General features: G+C 36.8%; 24 protein-coding genes. 4 read left to right on the top strand and 20 right to left on the bottom strand.

Annotated elements, in window-relative coordinates; translation table 11 throughout:
• Window positions 1–25: 25 nt before the first annotated feature.
• The 18 genes from ACY1JZ_RS01350 to ACY1JZ_RS01435 all read right to left on the bottom strand — a co-directional run bounded on the left by ACY1JZ_RS01350 (window position 26) and on the right by ACY1JZ_RS01435 (window position 10,630).
• Window positions 26–580, bottom strand: a complete 555-nt coding sequence (locus tag ACY1JZ_RS01350) for an SMI1/KNR4 family protein (protein ID WP_462627735.1) — start codon at window positions 578–580, stop codon at window positions 26–28.
• Window positions 581–665: 85 nt separating this feature from the next.
• Window positions 666–1,187, bottom strand: a complete 522-nt coding sequence (locus ACY1JZ_RS01355; protein WP_462627736.1) for a GNAT family N-acetyltransferase — start codon at window positions 1,185–1,187, stop codon at window positions 666–668.
• 49 nt (window positions 1,188–1,236) lie between these two features.
• The gene (locus ACY1JZ_RS01360) at window positions 1,237–1,560 is read right to left on the bottom strand and encodes a DUF2834 domain-containing protein (RefSeq protein ID WP_462627737.1); all 324 of its coding nucleotides are present in this window, start codon (window positions 1,558–1,560) and stop codon (window positions 1,237–1,239) included.
• A 94-nt stretch (window positions 1,561–1,654) separates the two neighbouring features.
• The gene (locus tag ACY1JZ_RS01365) at window positions 1,655–2,059 is read right to left on the bottom strand and encodes a GNAT family N-acetyltransferase (protein WP_462627738.1); all 405 of its coding nucleotides are present in this window, start codon (window positions 2,057–2,059) and stop codon (window positions 1,655–1,657) included.
• 70 nt (window positions 2,060–2,129) lie between these two features.
• On the bottom strand, window positions 2,130–2,729 hold the full coding sequence (locus tag ACY1JZ_RS01370; RefSeq protein WP_462627739.1) for a lysozyme inhibitor LprI family protein: 600 nt from the start codon (window positions 2,727–2,729) through the stop codon (window positions 2,130–2,132).
• 73 nt (window positions 2,730–2,802) lie between these two features.
• On the bottom strand, window positions 2,803–3,135 hold the full coding sequence (locus tag ACY1JZ_RS01375; RefSeq protein WP_462627740.1) for a pentapeptide repeat-containing protein: 333 nt from the start codon (window positions 3,133–3,135) through the stop codon (window positions 2,803–2,805).
• Window positions 3,136–3,209: 74 nt separating this feature from the next.
• A complete protein-coding gene (locus ACY1JZ_RS01380) occupies window positions 3,210–3,719 on the bottom strand; it encodes a DinB family protein (RefSeq protein WP_270168638.1) in 510 nt (169 codons plus the stop codon).
• A 186-nt stretch (window positions 3,720–3,905) separates the two neighbouring features.
• Window positions 3,906–4,052 carry a hypothetical protein gene (locus tag ACY1JZ_RS01385; protein WP_462627741.1) on the bottom strand — a complete coding sequence of 49 codons (147 nt, stop codon included), beginning with the start codon at window positions 4,050–4,052 and terminating at the stop codon, window positions 3,906–3,908.
• 243 nt (window positions 4,053–4,295) lie between these two features.
• Window positions 4,296–4,730, bottom strand: coding sequence for a GNAT family N-acetyltransferase (locus tag ACY1JZ_RS01390; RefSeq protein WP_462627742.1), 435 nt, complete (start codon window positions 4,728–4,730; stop codon window positions 4,296–4,298).
• Between the two features lie 155 nt (window positions 4,731–4,885).
• Window positions 4,886–5,395 (bottom strand): GNAT family N-acetyltransferase, encoded by a 510-nt coding sequence (locus ACY1JZ_RS01395; protein WP_462627743.1) that lies wholly within the window; start codon window positions 5,393–5,395, stop codon window positions 4,886–4,888.
• Between the two features lie 568 nt (window positions 5,396–5,963).
• Window positions 5,964–6,059, bottom strand: a complete 96-nt coding sequence (gene comI, locus ACY1JZ_RS01400; RefSeq protein WP_219930283.1) for a competence inhibitor ComI — start codon at window positions 6,057–6,059, stop codon at window positions 5,964–5,966.
• Between the two features lie 172 nt (window positions 6,060–6,231).
• A complete protein-coding gene (locus tag ACY1JZ_RS01405; RefSeq protein WP_462627744.1) occupies window positions 6,232–6,666 on the bottom strand; it encodes a hypothetical protein in 435 nt (144 codons plus the stop codon).
• A gap of 326 nt (window positions 6,667–6,992) precedes the next feature.
• Window positions 6,993–7,451: an NUDIX hydrolase gene (locus ACY1JZ_RS01410; protein WP_462627745.1), complete on the bottom strand. Its 459-nt coding sequence runs from the start codon at window positions 7,449–7,451 to the stop codon at window positions 6,993–6,995.
• Window positions 7,452–7,579: 128 nt separating this feature from the next.
• Window positions 7,580–8,008, bottom strand: coding sequence for a GNAT family N-acetyltransferase (locus tag ACY1JZ_RS01415; protein ID WP_270168630.1), 429 nt, complete (start codon window positions 8,006–8,008; stop codon window positions 7,580–7,582).
• 166 nt (window positions 8,009–8,174) lie between these two features.
• Window positions 8,175–8,651 carry a GNAT family N-acetyltransferase gene (locus ACY1JZ_RS01420; protein ID WP_462627746.1) on the bottom strand — a complete coding sequence of 159 codons (477 nt, stop codon included), beginning with the start codon at window positions 8,649–8,651 and terminating at the stop codon, window positions 8,175–8,177.
• A gap of 386 nt (window positions 8,652–9,037) precedes the next feature.
• Window positions 9,038–9,316, bottom strand: a complete 279-nt coding sequence (locus tag ACY1JZ_RS01425) for a hypothetical protein (protein ID WP_462627747.1) — start codon at window positions 9,314–9,316, stop codon at window positions 9,038–9,040.
• A gap of 40 nt (window positions 9,317–9,356) precedes the next feature.
• Window positions 9,357–9,947 (bottom strand): hypothetical protein, encoded by a 591-nt coding sequence (locus tag ACY1JZ_RS01430; protein ID WP_462627748.1) that lies wholly within the window; start codon window positions 9,945–9,947, stop codon window positions 9,357–9,359.
• A 233-nt stretch (window positions 9,948–10,180) separates the two neighbouring features.
• Entirely contained in the window at window positions 10,181–10,630 is a 450-nt protein-coding gene (locus ACY1JZ_RS01435; protein ID WP_462627749.1) for a hypothetical protein, read from the bottom strand.
• A gap of 1,016 nt (window positions 10,631–11,646) precedes the next feature.
• Between ACY1JZ_RS01435 and ACY1JZ_RS01440 the strand changes: the two genes are divergently transcribed.
• From ACY1JZ_RS01440 to ACY1JZ_RS01455, 4 genes are all read left to right on the top strand, one after another.
• Window positions 11,647–12,225: a TetR/AcrR family transcriptional regulator gene (locus tag ACY1JZ_RS01440; protein WP_462627750.1), complete on the top strand. Its 579-nt coding sequence runs from the start codon at window positions 11,647–11,649 to the stop codon at window positions 12,223–12,225.
• A 229-nt stretch (window positions 12,226–12,454) separates the two neighbouring features.
• A complete protein-coding gene (locus tag ACY1JZ_RS01445; protein WP_462627751.1) occupies window positions 12,455–13,570 on the top strand; it encodes an FAD-dependent oxidoreductase in 1,116 nt (371 codons plus the stop codon).
• The gene (locus ACY1JZ_RS01450) at window positions 13,545–14,435 is read left to right on the top strand and encodes a MerR family transcriptional regulator (RefSeq protein WP_462627752.1); all 891 of its coding nucleotides are present in this window, start codon (window positions 13,545–13,547) and stop codon (window positions 14,433–14,435) included. Before ACY1JZ_RS01445 ends, ACY1JZ_RS01450 begins: the two co-directional genes overlap by 26 nt.
• Before the next feature lie 127 nt (window positions 14,436–14,562).
• Window positions 14,563–15,684, top strand: coding sequence for an MFS transporter (locus ACY1JZ_RS01455; RefSeq protein ID WP_462627959.1), 1,122 nt, complete (start codon window positions 14,563–14,565; stop codon window positions 15,682–15,684).
• Between the two features lie 531 nt (window positions 15,685–16,215).
• On the opposite strand, the gene ACY1JZ_RS01460 is transcribed toward ACY1JZ_RS01455, so the two are convergent.
• Window positions 16,216–16,878, bottom strand: coding sequence for an HAD family hydrolase (locus tag ACY1JZ_RS01460; protein WP_462627753.1), 663 nt, complete (start codon window positions 16,876–16,878; stop codon window positions 16,216–16,218).
• A 202-nt stretch (window positions 16,879–17,080) separates the two neighbouring features.
• On the bottom strand, window positions 17,081–17,683 hold the full coding sequence (locus tag ACY1JZ_RS01465) for a nucleotidyltransferase domain-containing protein (RefSeq protein WP_462627754.1): 603 nt from the start codon (window positions 17,681–17,683) through the stop codon (window positions 17,081–17,083).
• Between the last annotated feature and the right edge of the window lie 20 nt (window positions 17,684–17,703).

Here is a 17,703-nt window from a genome sequence, read left to right on the forward strand (position 1 = left end):
TTTGCCCTCCATTTATGCATTCATCCTACAATAATTCAGTCCAGAATTTTATAGGTTTGATTTTTTCATAGTTCATTTCGTGATGTGCTTTATCGTTCAATTCAACTTTAAAATATTCTTCTAGATTCTCGCCATAATAGATGATGTCTGTTTGATGCACGGAGAAAATTGGATTCCCGTATTCGAGAGGGTAAGCCGGAACATATCTGTGTGAGTAGATCGGTATGAGTGTCGGAGCTTCAAGATATTTAGACTTACATAGTTCTTTTGCTTCAATTACATGAATTGGTTTAGCACCCCAGCCATCATACCAAAATGAATTATGTTCTATATCAAAGAGCATTCCTTCCAACGGCCAATCTAATCTTTCGAATATAAGGTTAACATTTTTCTCTGAATGATCGCGCCAATTAACAAATCCTTTACTTATAGGAAGTACTATTTGAAGGAATTCACGTAGATCTGGTGGAAATTCTATATTGAATGTGTTTTCGATCTTTACGATTTCGTATTGAGATAGTCCAGAATCGAGTAATATTTTATGCTTCTCAAGCCTTTCAACGATGTCTTTCATATTCATTTTTATTATCTCCTGTAAAGCAATCGTATTAATAACTTATAATTCATGTCGCCCGGCGAATGCCAGGCGAGTACTCAAAATGCAATTACCTTATCTCTATCCAATATCTCTGTATTTCAACTCCATTTATAGTTGCCTCGGAATCTAATACACCGTTATTCTTAATGATTGTTCTCGCCGATGCGATATTATCCTTATCACAAGTCACCAATGCTCTTGATATTCCTAATGATCTAGCATGTCTTAATGACTGATTCAAAATTTCAGTTGCATATCCTTGTCTTCTAGATGAAGGTCTTATACCATATCCAATATGGCCTCCTATCTCTAGCAAATATCTGTTTAGTCTATGTCTAATATTCACTGCTCCAACTATCCGTTCATCATTTTCCAATAACCAGAATGTTGAACTATTTACCGTCTTTTCGTCTTGCAGCGGATTGTCACGTAGGTTCTTTATTTTATCCAAAAAAGAATCAAAGTCTTCATAATCGTATCTTAATACAAAGGGAACCATTCTCTCACCAGTTCCCTTCCATTCTTCGATCATTTCTATGTACTGGAGCTTAAAGTCGGTAGAGGGTTCAACCAGTATCATGTTGCTCATCGCGTCCTCCTTTCATGGTTTTCGCTGATTGATGTCTATCATAGGTAGTTTATCTATCTTTCATTTTATCCATTTGAATTTCACGCAATAATAAAAATAGCGGCAATCCAAATGAAACACCAACTGTTAATGTTCCAATAATCGGTATCCAGATATGCTTTATGCCCATTCTCTTTCCTTCATACAAAATAAATCCAATCAAAACAACTGCTGAAATGATGACATCCAACCAAGCAAATGTACTAATTCGATTCTGTCTTGCTTCATTCACTAGCATCGTCAGATTAAATCCGTTCTCACCGATCCAAGGAATAAGCTCCATGTAAGGCAATATGATTCCTACAATTGTTAACAACCCAAAAAAATACTTCAAGCCTCTCACCTCAAAATTGGCTGAAATTACCCCCGGCGCTTCTTCATCGGGTCCGAACCAAGGAGCGTTAGCGACGCAGCGTGAATAAATTGTTTCAGATACGCTTTGTTAAAATAATTTCCAGCGGTTCATTTTCCAATAATAAACATCCCGAATCTCTGTATCCTAGTCTTCTATAAAAGTGTTGAGCATCTTCGTTTGCTAATGTCGAGGTCATTACAAGTTCAAATCCTCTTTGTTTCATCTGGTCTTCCCAGAATAGAACAACTTCTTTCCCCTTCCCTTTGTTTCGATATTCTTCATCAATCCATATCATATTCAGAAATGGTGTATTATCCCAAAAGTAATTAAATCTCATCCATCCAATTTTTTCATCCGCTTCTTGAAGAATATAAATTTCTTGATCTTCAATTTTTCTTTTCACTAATTCCTTATTAACATGCCTGTCTCTATCCACAATAAAATCATAATCAGACTTTAAAGCAATGTTTATATGCACTGAATATTCCTCCATTTTTTCTCTTGGCTGATTTCCTATAACGTTCTTGCATTCACGAGCTTTCACTGGCTTATTTTTTAATTTGGTATAAAAACTCAACTTCACCATCTAGCAAATATCGATATTCAAATAATTGCATTGTTCGTTCCCTAATTCTCTCCCGTATAACCGTGCCTAGGCTTACCGATCCTTGTGTTCCAAGGTAACCATCATTAATAAATGTCTTCTCTACAAATTCGATTTCCCTTAAATGATACTCTAACCATTCTTTCTGCGATTCAATGAGTGCTTCTCTTGGTTCTCTATCCAATTTAGAAAGAAGCTCTTTATATATTTGATTCAGCTCGTTATCCCAAATCTCTGTATATTTACTTTCCAACGCTCCCCATCCCAAGGTTGTAATCATCTCTTTTGAATTTTGAAATTCATTATATTCCACTTCATAATCATGATCTATAGGATTTAGAAGCATCTCATCATAAAACTCTCCAGACAGATCATAGTTCCCTATGCTCATGGGTAACTTTCTTTTATTAGAAGGATCTTCAACAGGCAGCTCAGAATTTATTATGGATTTAGCTTCGCTGTTTAAGGTAGTCGACGAACTACTATTCTGGCAAGATGAAAGCACTATCATGATAAAAAATAATAAGAGCATCTTACCTTTCATAAATTATCTCCTTAACTATTATCTTTACTATTTATCGGCAATGGGGCATAACATTTGGTGTATCTACGAACCTTCACTGCCTTAATTGATCAAGACAATTGCGCCTTTCTTCTTCCATTGGGAGTGTGATATTACTGAATTCTGTTCCATATAAATAAATGTTCTCAATGTTCATGTTACTCATGTTTGCATCCTTAATAAAGGTTTCAGATAAATTAATATCACTCAATCTACTTCCAGAAGCATTTACATCATTTAATGTTATTTCACTCATATTCGCATTATTCACTTTAGTTTTGGACAGATCTACATTATCAAATTCTAACGCTTGGGCGATCATCTTCTTGAAAGTAGACCCTGAGATATTCTTCATTTCATAGTCCAATTTACTTGTTTCTAAATTCATGTTCACAACCTCCTTTTCCTTATGAAGTTCATGGCATCCTCACCTAATACCAGCGGAACCAGCCGCGGCGCGCTCTATCCTTTATTTTCTTCTAAAATTTCTTTAATTTGTTGAATATGTCTTTGTTCATGAAGGTAGAGGGATTCGAGCCATTCTATAAGTAGCATCTCTTTAAAAACAGGGTGTACATAATATCTTCTACTTAGCACTGAAGAATCTTCCACTTTACTTAAAAGTTCATGTAGCTTCTGTCTTGAATTGTTCAGTTTTTCTATAATCACTTGGCATTCTATTACTTCATTAGATGGTTTAGCAATTTCAGGTGCTTCTATCTTTTCACTTCTGTCTAATAGACGTTCTACGGGTTTTTTAGCTATAAATGAATCTTCCTTGCTCTTTAATCCCTTCCTTATTGCTGCGACATACAACTCCTCTGTGATATAAAGATGCTGACAGACCTGACTAATACTCCAACCTCCAAAGTCTTTCTGTTTATTTATTTGATAACCATTCATACTTGCAACAATTACGAGTAACTCGGTTCTGGTTTCTTCTAATTTTTGATTGATTTGTTGAAATTCCATAGAAAAAAACTCCCATCTTTAATACTTTGCGGATTTTTCCTATAAAGTTCTTGCATTCCCGAGCCTTTCACTGCCTTAATTGATCATTGGGAACGGCCGCTTCGCAGCTTCGTTGCATTCTGTAGCCTTCATCATAGGTTTAAGAGTTTGTTGGTTCGCTTTTTTTCCAATTGTGGTATCATACTTTTAAATAAGCCGAGTGCGGCTAACACTCGGCTTAACATTTAGCTTGGATGCGAGCCCCATCTGAGTCGAATAGGAACCAGAACCCACCTGGGCGCTAACCTTGGGGTGGGTTTTCACTTTAATCGTCAATGCATCCTTCACTTCCATGGCTTCACCTCCTTTCGAAGGGAAACCACGCCCACTCAAGATTCAATTGTCCTTCCTATTGTACCATCATCTCCCAATAACGTGAAGAACAATTGTTCGATGCTTATCTGTAAACCCCAGTACTTATATTTGGAATTAAATAGGCGGAATCCATTCCCTTCCTATAACTTCTACCAGACCGAGGAGCGCTAGGAAGACTCTTGAACATGGTGTTATATGCTGTATCTGCCCTCTTTGAACAACTTACTTATACCCCTTCGTTATATCTTTCTTCAAATAGTAATGTGTATGTCCTCCCGCATTTTCAATTGTTCCATATATCTCATATCCTTCTTTTAAGTAAAAACCTAATGCTTGAAAACTTAGTGTATCTAGTTTAATAAAATCACATTCTCTTTCAATGGCCATCTTTTCTACTTCTCTTATAAGTATTCTTCCATATCCTGATTTCCGATGTTCTTCTTCTACAAATAAATATTGAATCTCCAACCAATTCCAACAAAACTCCCCGACAATACCACCAAGTATATCCCCGTCTTCATTAACTAAATGTAGCTTCAATTCCTCGTAGCGATCTTTTAATTCTTCTGGGAAGTGTCTACGATTAAACTCTATCATTTTGTTTCTTATATAATCGTTATCTTGGGTATCTATATTTTTGGAAATCATTGTCCTCAACATCATCACTTCCGTATTTTTAATTTTTGTTTATTAGGATTCACGAATCCGAGAGGCATAATCTGCCGCGGCGGTCTTGTGAAGCGATCGTCATGCAGGTCGTCAGACTTTGCCTCGCAGGAGTTGTCTGGCTGATTCCGCTATAGCTCTCAAAATTAATCCCTTAATTTCTTTGTCAAGTAGAGAGCAATATCATCATCAATTAGAACCTTATCGCCGTATTTAACATACTCCTGTCCATTATGAATTCCTTTACCATCTGGGATGTAGCCACGCTTTACATATAATACTTGGGCTACACCATAATCGGAAAATATCCCGACTCCAATTCCAGCAATCGACGATCTCTCACTCATTATTTCTTCGGCTCTGTCCATCAATCTAGATCCTATACCGAGTCCACGGTATTTAATCAAGACATTAAAATCATTCACTTCCGGTATATTCTTCTCCCTAAATGCAGGATAATACGAATTCCAGATGACATTTACATATCCCGCAAATTCACCATCTAATTCGGCTATCAATGTGACTCGTTCCCCATTGTTTTGTTCGGTAATATATCTTTCGTACAGTGCTTCCGGCTTTTCCCACCCTTGTTCTTTGAAAGCATTTGAAATAATAACGGAGTCACTTTCAGTTATCTCACGAATACGTAGTTTCATATTGGTCTCACTTTCTTTATACAGTCTTTTCGATCTGCGGGGATTTCCCCTGCCTACAACTTTACCAGACAGTGGAACGCCAGAGACGATGCTTAACATGATGTTATAAGATTTTGGCATCTCCTTTGATTTGCTGGAGCTTTCAATAACTTTCTTTAATTAATTTCCTTTGTTCTATTGGTAGTCCTTCTGGCCATTTATCCATTGAACAATACATAATCTCCGATATTTCTGAGTTGGGTTTAAAGGTTCCTTCCACTACTTTTCCTCTAAATATTAATCATTGCTGCACCTCATTTATATCTTTACGCCAATTCCTTATAACGTTCTTGCGTTCACGCCCCCTTACTAGGGCGACAGCCGCGTGAATGCCACTCATAATCCGTTTGCAGTCTTTAATATTCTTTAGTAGCTTCCTGTTCACTTCTTTTTCCAATTGTGTTATCATACTTTATAAAGAAGCCGAGTGCGGCTAACACTCGGCTCAACAATTGGCTTGGATGGGTTATCCCTTCTGAGTTGAACAGGATCAAAAACCCACCTCTGGCTCTAACCTTAGGGTGGGTTTTTACTTTCTCTTGTTGTTAGAATTGATGTATGTTAAAAGGGCAAGGATAAACGATCCAAATAAAAACATGATCGTCAATGCATCCTTTACTTCCACGGCCTCACCTCCTTTCGAAGGGAAACCATGCCCACCCAAGATTCAATTGTCTTTCCTATTGTACCATCATCTACCACTAAGGTGAAGAACAATTGTTCGATATTTGGAATTCCACTGACCTTATCTCTTGCTTCAAATCAAACACGTGATAGCTGAATATACACCCACCAAACTAATAAATCACAATGCCTGCTATTTCTCTGATTTTTAATATCTCCTGGCGTTCCGTCGTCTTTATAAATCCTTCATTCTCGTGTGCTATTGTCACCAACCATTCTTCTCCATTCTTATAAAAACACAAATCTTCTAATAAGCCAGGTTGCATCCATTCATATAATCGATCTACTTTAGTTAACAATATTTCTAGTAGTTCCCCTTTACAATCAAAATAATAAACATCTGCGTAATGCCCAAACAATCGCGTTCCTGGCCATTCTTCTTGCTTTCTAATCTCTTTTATATGGAGTTCTTCAATGAATGTTTGGCCTTTTTCATCCAATTCAATTTGATCTCTTTTGACTAAAATGAACTCATCACATAGGGTAAATGCCAAAGATATTAGTTGTTTATATGTAACTCCTGTTGGCTCTTCTAATATTTGTATCATTCCATTCTCCTTTTATATAACACTTTATCTTATAGCCTCATTGCACATAACGTGTTGTGTTTACGAGCCCAAGGGGCTTAAGCTGCCAATCAATCCAGCGCAGCGATTGGTTCTTGCCGGGTGGCCTCGCCACTTAGCCTTGCAAGGTCAGCCAGGTCGAGGAGCTGATGCGACGAAGCGTTAATGCGGTTCTATGCTGTTGGAGCCATCGCCTGAATCCACTTCCTCGCTTTTTACCTTCTGGCGATCCAAGGGCCGTATGGCCCGCAGCGCGAACATTGTGTTAAGTGATGTCGGGGACATCCTAGATTTACTACAAAATATTTTTAGGCTCTTATTTCATTTATAAATCTTGTTATTATTGGTAGGTCTGGAGGACTTATTTGACTTGGGATCTTATCTAACTCGAAAAATTGAATATCCTGTACTTCATCTCCGTCCCCTCTAATTGTTCCTCGGTATTCTTTACATATATAAGCTGCTACTACGTTATATACTTCATCCCCATGTGGATACTGATAATACAGTTCTGGTCCTGAAAATATATCTAGTAGCTCTAATTCTTGAGCTTCTAAACCTACCTCTTCAAAAAGTTCCCGTTTAGCAACTTCTTTCATTTCTTCCCCAGGCTCCATTGAACCTCCCGGTAATCCCCACATACCATTATCTGTTCTTTGTTGTAATAATAATCGACCGTCTCCATCCATAAGGATCACACAGGCCCCTGCCATAATAATAGGATGAGTACCTAATAATTTTCTTAATTGTTTAATGTAATAACTCATTTTTTTACACGCCCTTTTTAAGTCTAATTTCGAAATCCATCCCGCAGACCAAGGCTCCGAGGAGCCGCTGCTTGAATTTTATGTTTTAAGATGTCGACGACTTCATTGAGATCCTTTCACGATCTGATTTATGGTTTATTTCTTGAAAAATCGGGCATTCTCCCCATAAATCTCACATTGTCTTTAACAAATTGATATTCTTCGTATAACCCATGAGCATCCTTCGTTCCGAGAATACCAAATAGGTTCTTATACTTATCAGACGTCGTTATACTTTCGATTAATTTTTTTCCTATACCTCTACCACGATAATCTTCATCTACATAGACATCACATAACCAATAAACCGTCTCATGGTCGGTAACTAACCTCGCCACGCCGACTTGTCTATTGTCATAATATACACCAACACATTCTGATGATTGAAATGATCTTATAATCTTTTCTTTAGGTCTCGTACTAGCCCAATAACTTCTTGATAAGAAGCCACATATGGTTTCATAATTTAATAAAGATTTGTTATCAGAAATAAGAAAACCATCAAATTCAATATGCATTTTGACTTCACCCTTCTTTGTAAAATAAACTTTAGTTTTCCGTGATTTCTTATAACGTGTTCTTTTCACGAGCCCAGCGTATGTCGGGTGACCGGAAAATGCCGAACCAAGGACGAATGTCCGCAGCGTGAATATTATGTTATCGGATGTAACATGCCTTCTTGAATTAGCTGACAAATGTTTGTATTCTTTTCCCGTTCTCAATCCGCTCTTCAAATTGGCCTTTTGTATATTCATTAATCGCTTTCTTCCAAAATACCTGAGCTGCTTGATTACTCTCAATCTGATGCACTTCCCATGGTCCTTTATGTCGATTAAATATATCAGCCGCTACAGCCTTTCCAATCCCTTCTCGTCTATACTTCTTTAATATGAAAAATTCTGCAATTGAATAGTGTTGAAGCTCAAGAAACTCTATTAAATGAACTAAAGCAAATCCTATATATTTTTCTTCTTGTTTTATCACATAAGCAAATTGGTGGTTTTCTTCTTTAAAATAATCTTCTAAAGGATAGGGGCTATACTTCCCATCTTCTTCCACATCAAATTTAAGGAATTCGGAAAAATCATAAATATAAAATTGCATAAGATTATCTAATACTTCTCTGTGCTTTTGATTGACCTGAATGACATCAAACTTCATTTCGTATCCTCCACTCTAAATCTTACCAGCATATTATTTCAGATAACGTTTTGTGTTCATGAGCCCGTGAGGCTTAAGTGACCAACGGGAACGGCCGCAGCGCGGTTAGTCGGTGCTGGGTTGTCTGCCTGACCATGCTTCCTCGAAAAAAATATATTAATTCCTTGCAGTATTACGAATTATCAATTCAACTGAAGACCTTGTGGAGTTCCGGTCAAAATGCAATCCTAGGTGTTGACATTCTTTCATCTTTTGGTTTGAAAATTGATTTTGAGAATTTAATTGTTTTTTAGGCTTTAACGAACTTGCGTATAACGTGTTGTGTTCACGACACCCGGCGAGCGCCGGGTGTGTCCGTATGGACCTTCACGTTATCATTAGACTTTTTACTGATCATAAATACTTGTTTGAATCTTTGTGATTTCTTTAGTTTCTGGATCGTAATTAAAAAAATAAACGATTTTTTCATCATCCTTATATACCCAGAAACCATCTTCATTGCTAGTTCCACTGACTTGTCCATAAATGCTAAAGCCATTAGGTACTACTACTGGAGGTCGCGAATTTTCCACTGACCTTATCTCTTGCTTCAAATCAAACACTTGATAGATCAAAAAGCAAATTATCAATATCAGACCGGCAATTAATAAGTTTGAATTCTTCATAGTTTCTCCTTAAAAGTTAATGATTTTTAATGATAAGCCCTTATCTTCCTAATACTATTATTTCTCCCTTTTCGTTTACTCCTCTAAATATAAATCCCCCAGCATCCTTTGTATTTAGTTCTCTGTAAGCTGTTGCGAAATCATCTTCTAATTTTATTTCGATATATACTGTTGAGTTCTCTTTTATTTCTTCCAAATCATCTGGGATTATGTTGTCGATATTATCATTACTTACAATTACTCTCTTAATATCGGGATGATCTGATTCTACTGCGAATATAGTTTCGTACATCTTTTTTGAATTTAAGCTCGCCGACCATGCCCGTTTAATGTCTCCTTCATTCCCTATTAATGGTGACATAGGTTGTAAGACAGCCACATTAGATACGTGAAAAAGGAAGCCCCACTTACGTTCAATTAGTTTCACATAGTTTCCATTGTTAGTCTTCCATATAACTACTTTCTTATTTTCATAATCCTTCTCATTTAGCACTTGACCATCTTCGAAAGGATATGAGTTTCTAATGGCATTATTTTCAATAATAGAATATCCGGAGTTATTAAACAAATAAATTACCAATAATAACAACACTACTAGTAATATCGATCTTCGTAGAGTTTTACGGTTCATAAATACTCCTTTCCTTAACGGTTTGCAACGGGAACGGCCGCGGCGGGATTAGTCGGAGCAGGGTTGTCTACCTGATCCAGCTTTCTCGTAAATTCCTCCGGCAGACCAAGCAAGGGGCGTTGCCTTAAGGGAGTGCTAGCGGCCGCTACGCGGACAGGCAGTGCAGGTCGCTTGATCCCACTTGTTCGGTTAGACGATATTCCTGCCCTCTTAGAATCTACACTTAAATCAAGCTATTCATGTATGATTTCAATCTGACCCATCAATTTTACCTTATCATTATTAACTATTATTCCGTCATTATCTCTACAAGCATAAATGATTGTATCTTTCATTTTCGAGTACTTTCTTAATAACTCTGTTCCATCAGTTGAACCATCCCAGTGAGGCAGAAATTCAAAATTGACCAACCCTAGCGAACTCAAATCTGTTATGCCTACGAAATTTTGGTCTGTACTCTCATCATATTCCATATCGAGATCAAAATAGCTAACATTGTTTATCCCCATTGCCTTGTAATATTCAACTGTGGATTTAAAGTAAATTCTATTCGGATCTGAACATGATGGGATATATCCAATTGCTGGATTTAAATTTTTGCTCTTTAACAATTTCAATAATTCATCATCAATAAGCCTTTTTCGACCGATAGCTAAATCACTGAGCATAACTAGATTTGCCATTCTATCTCCCTACCTTTATACATGAAAATGGAGAGAGTGTAAGTTTTCCTTTATACGTATCAAAACTAACTGTCCCTCTCGTCCATTCTGGAGCAGAGTAATCAAAAATATCTTCTTGGGAGAGGTATGATCCGTGTGGTTCTTCTATAACAACTTCTTAGGCCCGCATCATACGAACACTTGCCTTGAAGAATGTGTTCGCGACACTCGGCGAACGCCGGGTGTGTCTGGCGGATTCCGCTCCCCTGCCTACAACTTTGACCAGACCGAGGAGCGACAGCGACGATGCTTGAACATGGCGTTATACGTTGGTTCGTCCCTCTTCGAGATCCCCACATTGCTTGTTTTTTCCTTTGGTTGTACAATTAGTTTACACGTTCTTATCGGAGGTGTGTATTCATGAAGTGGACTAGTATTCGAGATCAATTCCCTAATTGTTGGGTACTTGTAGAAGCCTTATTTACTCATTCCATTAGTAATAAAAAAACAATAGATGAAATGTCTGTCATATCTATTATATCAATCCCAAAGAGGCTTGGGCCACATAAAAAAAATTACACTTCTCAAATCCTTCTCGTGAACTTTACGTCTTCTATACTGGGAATGAGTCTATTGAAGTTATTGAACAACCATTCACTGGGATCAAAGGTCTTCAATGAAAATTAATTTAATGAATGGTCTCGATACGGGTTGTTCCATTACTATATTAGATACGGATTCGGTCGAGCCAATCGGACTGAACTAAGGACGCCACCCCGGGTCCAAACGGACTTAGCCAGTACAGGGTTGTCCTCTGACTCCTCTTCTCCGAAATGCCCATGCCGGACCGAGGGCCGGATGGATTGTCTTCTATGATGTTAATATCTCTTGAGCTACATAAACATGCAGCTGCATGGTGTTCATTCCAAAAGAACTAGTTTACAATGAAAGATAAACTACAACTCTAAATGAACTTTTGATAATAACTTCGCACTATACTACTATAACAATTGTTAATAAACATAAGGAGTATTACGATGAGCGAACAGAAGAAAAAAATCATAACAGCGGCCAGGAATCTATTTCACACCAAGGGGTTTTCTGAAACTTCAATGAACCAAATTATTGAAGCTTCGGAATCTAGTAAGGGTAATTTATATCATCACTTTAAAAATAAAGAACATCTCTTTATTTTCATCCTTGAAGAGGATGCTAATCAATGGCTAGAAGATTGGAAACAGGAAGTTGAAAATACACAGGCTGATTCCGATTATATTTTATATGTTCTTGCAGATTATATAGCCAAGTCTAGAGGAAACCTTTATTATCATAAATCAACCGCAGAGTTCTACAGTAGTGCATTTAAATCAGACGAGATCACTGAAAAAATCAAGGAAATAGACAAGTTCTATCTTGATTTTTTTGTTAATATTATCAAAGAGTGTCAGGCGGCAAAACAAATTAATCCAGATGAAGATCCAAAATTGTTAGGATATTTTCTTATGTCCTTGTTATTTATAAGTAATGACTATAAACATTATAGTGATGATGTTGAAGTAAAAGGGAATAACTATAACAAAAAAGCCATAGATATTTTCTTAAAGGGCGTAAGTTAACAAAATTCTGTTCAAAAAATAGTTCCCCTTCACCACATCAAACACTTCGTGGATGTCATGCTTTCGACTGGTTTTACAGGAACGTTAACGGAGATTCGGATACCGATCTGGTGACATCGGCTCCTCCGCTTATCGGGTATTTTCAAAATTAAAAATAAAATTGATGTTTACATTTTTTTGTATTATGATTAGACCGAACGGTCTGTCTGTAAAATAAAGGAGGAGAAAAATGAATCACAATCATGTCATTATTATCGGAAGTGGTGTAGCCGGGATAGCCACAGCTTTATTCTTAAGAAAGGCAGGAATTGCAAGCACCATTTATGAAGGTAGAACAGCTGAATTAGAAAAGGGGGCTGGTTTTTTACTTACTCCAAACGGTGTAAATGTTTTAGCTGAGATTGGATGTAAAGACAAAGTTATTGCAAATTCAACGATTATAAAAAGTATTTATCAAATTAATAGTGAAAATGAAGTTGAGTCAATAACAAATAATTACAATGAAAAGCATTATAAATCCCCAATGATCAATGTCATGAGATCCAACATTGTTAAAGTCCTCTTGGAGGAAGCTCAGCGTCAAGGAATCGAAATCAAGTATGATAAAAAGTTGATCTCAGTAAATCAAAGTTCAAAATCAGTTGAAGCATTTTTTGAAGATGAGACCTCTGTCAAAGGTGATATTGTTGTCGGGGCAGATGGAACTTTTTCTAAAACGAGAGAAGCCGTATCATCGGACGCTAAATTGGATTATAGCGGTATGTGGGGGCTACAAGGGGTATCATATGTTGATGATTTCGAATGGGATGAATCAAGTGGTTATTTGTACTACGACGAGAATCTGTCCTTTGTGTTTGGCAAAGCGCACCCTACAAACAAGATGAATATCTTATGGCAAGCATTCTCTATATCTCCGGAGAAACTACCAACAAAAGACTTTGAAAAAGCCTCTACACAAACGATCAGAGAGTTATTAAATAAAATGATGAAAGATTGGAAAGTCACAAACAATCTGTTTAAAATTGTTGAAAACACAGAGCAGATTTTCGCAAGAAGTATTCACGAAGTGAAGCATTTACCTACGTGGTCAAAAGGGCGCGTTGTTCTGGTTGGGGATGCTGTACATACAGCTAATCCTTTTGTAGGTCAAGGAGCTTCATACAGCCTTGAAGATGCCATGGTTTTAGCAAAAAATTTAAGAAATCATGATTACCGGGATGCGTTTTACTATTATGAAAAGGACAGAAGAAAAAGGACAGAAGAATTAAATGCTTTGTTCCTGAACAAACACATGGAATTCAATATGGATAAAAAGATTAATGAATACAAAATTTCATGGGAATAAGTACGTTCGTCTAGATAAAGGGGGGGTGTACTATATGTTACGAAAATATTTAACCATCGGAGAGTTTTCAAAGTTAACGGATCTTCCTAGTCGAACACTCCATTTTTACGATCAGAATGGTGTGTTAAAACCGGCGAAAGTCGATCAGAAAACGAACTACCGATACTATAGTGTAAGTCAAATATTAGACGCTAATTTAATCAAGGCATTTAAATTTTTGGGCGTACCTCTTGACCAAATAGAAGAAGTTCAAACCTATACACCGGAGGAACTACTTCAGTTTCTAAACAAACAAGAAGATGTACTTGAGGATAAAATCAGACAAATTAACGAAGTTCAAAAGAACTTGCAAATAATGAAGGAAAATTTCACACAACAATTTATAGAGTCTGCAAGTAAAGAGGTATACATCAAAACATTTGAGAGTCAAAATTTACTAAAAATAACCATTAGAGAATCTTCTGAAATAGGTGTTTGGAGCCAAGTACTGAATAATATTGTTCAATCCCATGAGCAAATTAATAAGCAAACTATATTTGGAGGTATTCTTCCATTTGAATTCTATCAGTCCTATGAAGAAATTAAATATGATAGCATTTTTATACCTGTTATAACTGAGATTGAGGATAAGTATTTACCAAGTAATATAGAGCGGATTACATTAGAAGCCGGTGATTATGCAGTAATTGCATTTGCAATTCATTCAGATAATTTTATAGAGATGTACAATAAATTAAGAAACTATGTAAAAAATCATAACTTTAAAGTTGCGTCTCATATCTATGAGTATTTTTATCCGTTAAATTTCAAAATGAATAATGCATCACGTTTTGATATTGAATTAAAAATTAAAATTTTTAAGTAATTTCCTTGACCCTACACTAACTATAACCTTTAAAGTATTCGATAGGTACTTTAAAGGAGGAATTGTTTTGGATAGGAATACAAAAACAGTATTATCCATTTTGTTAGGAAGTTTATTTATTGCTTTTATGGGAATTGGGTTGGTTCTTCCTGTTTTCCCGAAATTAATGGTCGAATTAAACATTGGAGGAAAGACGGTTGGGTTATTAACAGCCATGTTTGCTTTAGCCCAATTACTTGCTTCACCCCTTACAGGAAAAGCTACAGATTACTTTGGTAGAAAAATAATGATTGTGATTGGCCTATTTATATTTGGTGGCTCAGAGCTACTATTCGCCATGGGTGATAATGTTACTGTACTATACATTTCAAGAGCTTTAGGTGGGATTAGTGCGGCATTTATTATGCCAGCGGTATCTGCATTTATTGCTGATATCACTACAGACGAAACAAGGCCTAAAGCATACGGATATATGTCGGCGGCAATCAGTACGGGTTTAATCATTGGTCCAGGTGTCGGAGGGTTTTTGGCGGATTTCGGTATTCGGACTCCGTTTTATGTAGCAGGAGTATTAGGAATTTTAGCAGGGATTTTTTCATGGATTATTTTACGTGAACCTAAAAGACAAGAAACATATGAACCCAAGATGGCTACACGCAAGGGGATTCTACAAAAAATTTTAATGCCAATGTTTTTAATGGCGTTTATTGTTATTTTTATCTCGAATTTCGGATTAATGAGTTTTGAATCCTTTTATGGATTATTTGTAGATGTAAAATTAAATTTTACACCGAGAGATATTGCAATTGCGATTACTGGTGGCGCGATTATTGGTGCAATCATTCAGGTTGCCTTGTTCGAACGATTAACACGTTGGTTAGGTGAGATTAAACTTATACGATATATGTTATTATTTTCAGCACTAAATGCAGCGGTTTTCCCGTTTTTAAACAACTATGTCGTCGTAATTATCTCAACGATGTTGTCATTCATCTTCTTTGATTTGGTTCGACCAGCCGTTACCACGTATTTAGCAAGTATATCTGGACCAGACCAAGGGTTTGTAGGTGGGATGAATTCATTCTTTACCTCTTTAGCCAATGTCATAGCTCCAATTATTTGTGGGATCTTATTTGATATTGAGATTGCATATCCATTTTATCTAGCAGCTATTACAATCGCTTTTGGATTCGTATTAGCGATATTTTGGAAAAAACCATCCCAAGTTACTCTTAAAGTCCAAGTTTAAATGAACCTTTTGCCCTTGGAATCGCTCTGATCTTATTATGACATGTTTTTCTTGGGACTAGCGCAGTAAAAACCTCTTGTGTACTTCATTTTTTGGACATAGAAAACTCCCCTTAAAGCAGCAGGTTTTTATTATTTCACCTGTCTACTTTAAGGGGAGCATACCAGTAACTAACCTCGCGACGCCGACTTGTTGTCTATTGTCATGATTACACTAGCACTTCTTGATAAGAAGCCACATATGGTTTCATAATCTTATAAGGATTTGTGATCAGAAATAAGAAATCCATCATATTCAGTATGCATTTTGACTTCACCCTTCTTTATAAAATGAATTTTGGTTTTCCGTCGATTTCTTATAACGTTCTTGTATCTACGACGCCCCAACCGACTTAAACGACCAACGGGAGTGGCCGCGATGCGGTTAGTCGGTGTGGATGTGTCTGCTGAATCCTCATCTCTGCCTACCACTTCTCGCGGACCGAGGGCGACAGGCCCGAAGCGTGGATATAGCGTTATACGACGTACACCACTACCCCGAAATGCTTCCTATAATATCTTTTATTTCTATTAAGTCCTTTATTAACAAATAATCTTTAGAAGGCTTCTCATAATAGTTATCTTCTTTCCAAATCCCTCTCATACCAGCTTTAATGCTTGCGTCTACATCATTGACCGGATGATCTCCTACAAATATGGTTTCTTGAGGCTCTAATCCTAGTCGATCTAGTGCTCTATTAAATATTTTAATATCTGGTTTCCTTAAACCCTCATTCTCAGAAATCAATATTTCATCAAAATAATCCTCTATGTTTAGCCCTCTTATATTATTCATTTGAAATCTACCAAATCCATTGCTAATAATCCCAAGCTTCAGATTCATGCCCTTCAAATAGTCAAGTATCTCAATTAATCCTGGAAAACCAATGCAGTGATATTGGAATGATTGAATATAATCTTCTAATAGGTCTTCCCAATTCAAATCTAGATTATATTCTTCAATAAGCTGTTGATAGACTTTATCCTTCCAAACATATCCCTTCTGATCCAATTCAATAAATCGTTGCACAAAGGTTTGTTTCTCAATACGTTGAAGAGCTTGAATTCGATTATACTGATTTTGAATGAAGAAGAGTAATGATTGGTCTCGATCAAGTAATGTTCCATCTAAATCAAATAATATCCCTTTAATCACACGGTTTTCATCCTCTGGTGAATGTCGTATAACGTTCTTGTGTCCACGAATCCGAAAGGCTTAATCTGCCGCGGCGATTATTTGAAGCAATCACTTACCGAGTCGCCAGACTTAGTCTTGCAGGGTTGTCCGGCTGATCCTGCTTCCTCGAAAATCCCTCCGGCATACCAAGGGACAGATAGCCCGATGAGTGAATATGGTATTATAAGATGTCCCCTCCATCTTCGAGCTGCTTAGTCAATTCTTCGATCCATTCCTTATTTCCATTGGTTGTTATCATACTATCTCTTAGCCATTTCATTGAGCTCTTGTCTTGTATTCGATCTCTGTAAATCTTGAAATCATGTTCATCTTCTTTACGGGTACTCAAGCTCTTAAATAATAGTTGCCAAGCAGGGTTGACATAGGGCCTTGTTGCACTTCCTTTTTCAAATTCTTTCATCTTCATTCTCACTTCATTATTCTTCCGAAATACTATTTCCTCTTCTTCCCGATCCGTTAACAGCAATTCCAAAAACTCATTGTCTTTATACAAATGTAAACCATATCTCGGTAATTTAAGATCCTCTATATCCTTACACGGCTCTAATCGGTTCTCCCCCGGTATCGTTACATGTATATCCCAATCTTGAAAGTAGTTAAGAGCGTATGCTGCATCCTCTCGAAAAATACAAATATCCATATCCTTGTGTTTACGTGTTACTTCTCCAAGCTCTATATCAATCGCCCAACCTCCGGCAATATACCAAGGTTTTTGAAATGATTTCATAATCCATTCAATCTGTTGGAGTTCATTAACGTCCAATCCATTCACCTCTACTTTCA

The sequence above is a fragment of the Paenibacillus sp. J5 genome (assembly GCF_054955055.1).

Bases quoted from the DNA above. Each gene is read 5' to 3' on its own strand.
- ACY1JZ_RS01450 (WP_462627752.1), top strand. From the start codon at position 13,545: ATGAATACAAAATTTCATGGGAATAAGTACGTTCGTCTAGATAAAGGG.
- ACY1JZ_RS01455 (WP_462627959.1), top strand. From the start codon at position 14,563: ATGGGAATTGGGTTGGTTCTTCCTGTTTTCCCGAAATTAATGGTCGAA.
- ACY1JZ_RS01425 (WP_462627747.1), bottom strand. From the start codon at position 9,316: ATGAAGAATTCAAACTTATTAATTGCCGGTCTGATATTGATAATTTGC.
- ACY1JZ_RS01420 (WP_462627746.1), bottom strand. From the start codon at position 8,651: ATGAAGTTTGATGTCATTCAGGTCAATCAAAAGCACAGAGAAGTATTA.
- ACY1JZ_RS01350 (WP_462627735.1), bottom strand. From the start codon at position 580: ATGAATATGAAAGACATCGTTGAAAGGCTTGAGAAGCATAAAATATTA.
- ACY1JZ_RS01435 (WP_462627749.1), bottom strand. From the start codon at position 10,630: ATGGCAAATCTAGTTATGCTCAGTGATTTAGCTATCGGTCGAAAAAGG.
- ACY1JZ_RS01415 (WP_270168630.1), bottom strand. From the start codon at position 8,008: ATGCATATTGAATTTGATGGTTTTCTTATTTCTGATAACAAATCTTTA.
- ACY1JZ_RS01355 (WP_462627736.1), bottom strand. From the start codon at position 1,187: ATGAGCAACATGATACTGGTTGAACCCTCTACCGACTTTAAGCTCCAG.
- ACY1JZ_RS01375 (WP_462627740.1), bottom strand. From the start codon at position 3,135: ATGAATTTAGAAACAAGTAAATTGGACTATGAAATGAAGAATATCTCA.
- ACY1JZ_RS01380 (WP_270168638.1), bottom strand. From the start codon at position 3,719: ATGGAATTTCAACAAATCAATCAAAAATTAGAAGAAACCAGAACCGAG.
- ACY1JZ_RS01410 (WP_462627745.1), bottom strand. From the start codon at position 7,451: ATGAGTTATTACATTAAACAATTAAGAAAATTATTAGGTACTCATCCT.
- ACY1JZ_RS01430 (WP_462627748.1), bottom strand. From the start codon at position 9,947: ATGAACCGTAAAACTCTACGAAGATCGATATTACTAGTAGTGTTGTTA.
- ACY1JZ_RS01445 (WP_462627751.1), top strand. From the start codon at position 12,455: ATGAATCACAATCATGTCATTATTATCGGAAGTGGTGTAGCCGGGATA.
- ACY1JZ_RS01395 (WP_462627743.1), bottom strand. From the start codon at position 5,395: ATGAAACTACGTATTCGTGAGATAACTGAAAGTGACTCCGTTATTATT.
- ACY1JZ_RS01440 (WP_462627750.1), top strand. From the start codon at position 11,647: ATGAGCGAACAGAAGAAAAAAATCATAACAGCGGCCAGGAATCTATTT.
- ACY1JZ_RS01370 (WP_462627739.1), bottom strand. From the start codon at position 2,729: ATGAAAGGTAAGATGCTCTTATTATTTTTTATCATGATAGTGCTTTCA.
- ACY1JZ_RS01385 (WP_462627741.1), bottom strand. From the start codon at position 4,052: ATGGAAGTGAAGGATGCATTGACGATTAAAGTGAAAACCCACCCCAAG.
- ACY1JZ_RS01405 (WP_462627744.1), bottom strand. From the start codon at position 6,666: ATGATACAAATATTAGAAGAGCCAACAGGAGTTACATATAAACAACTA.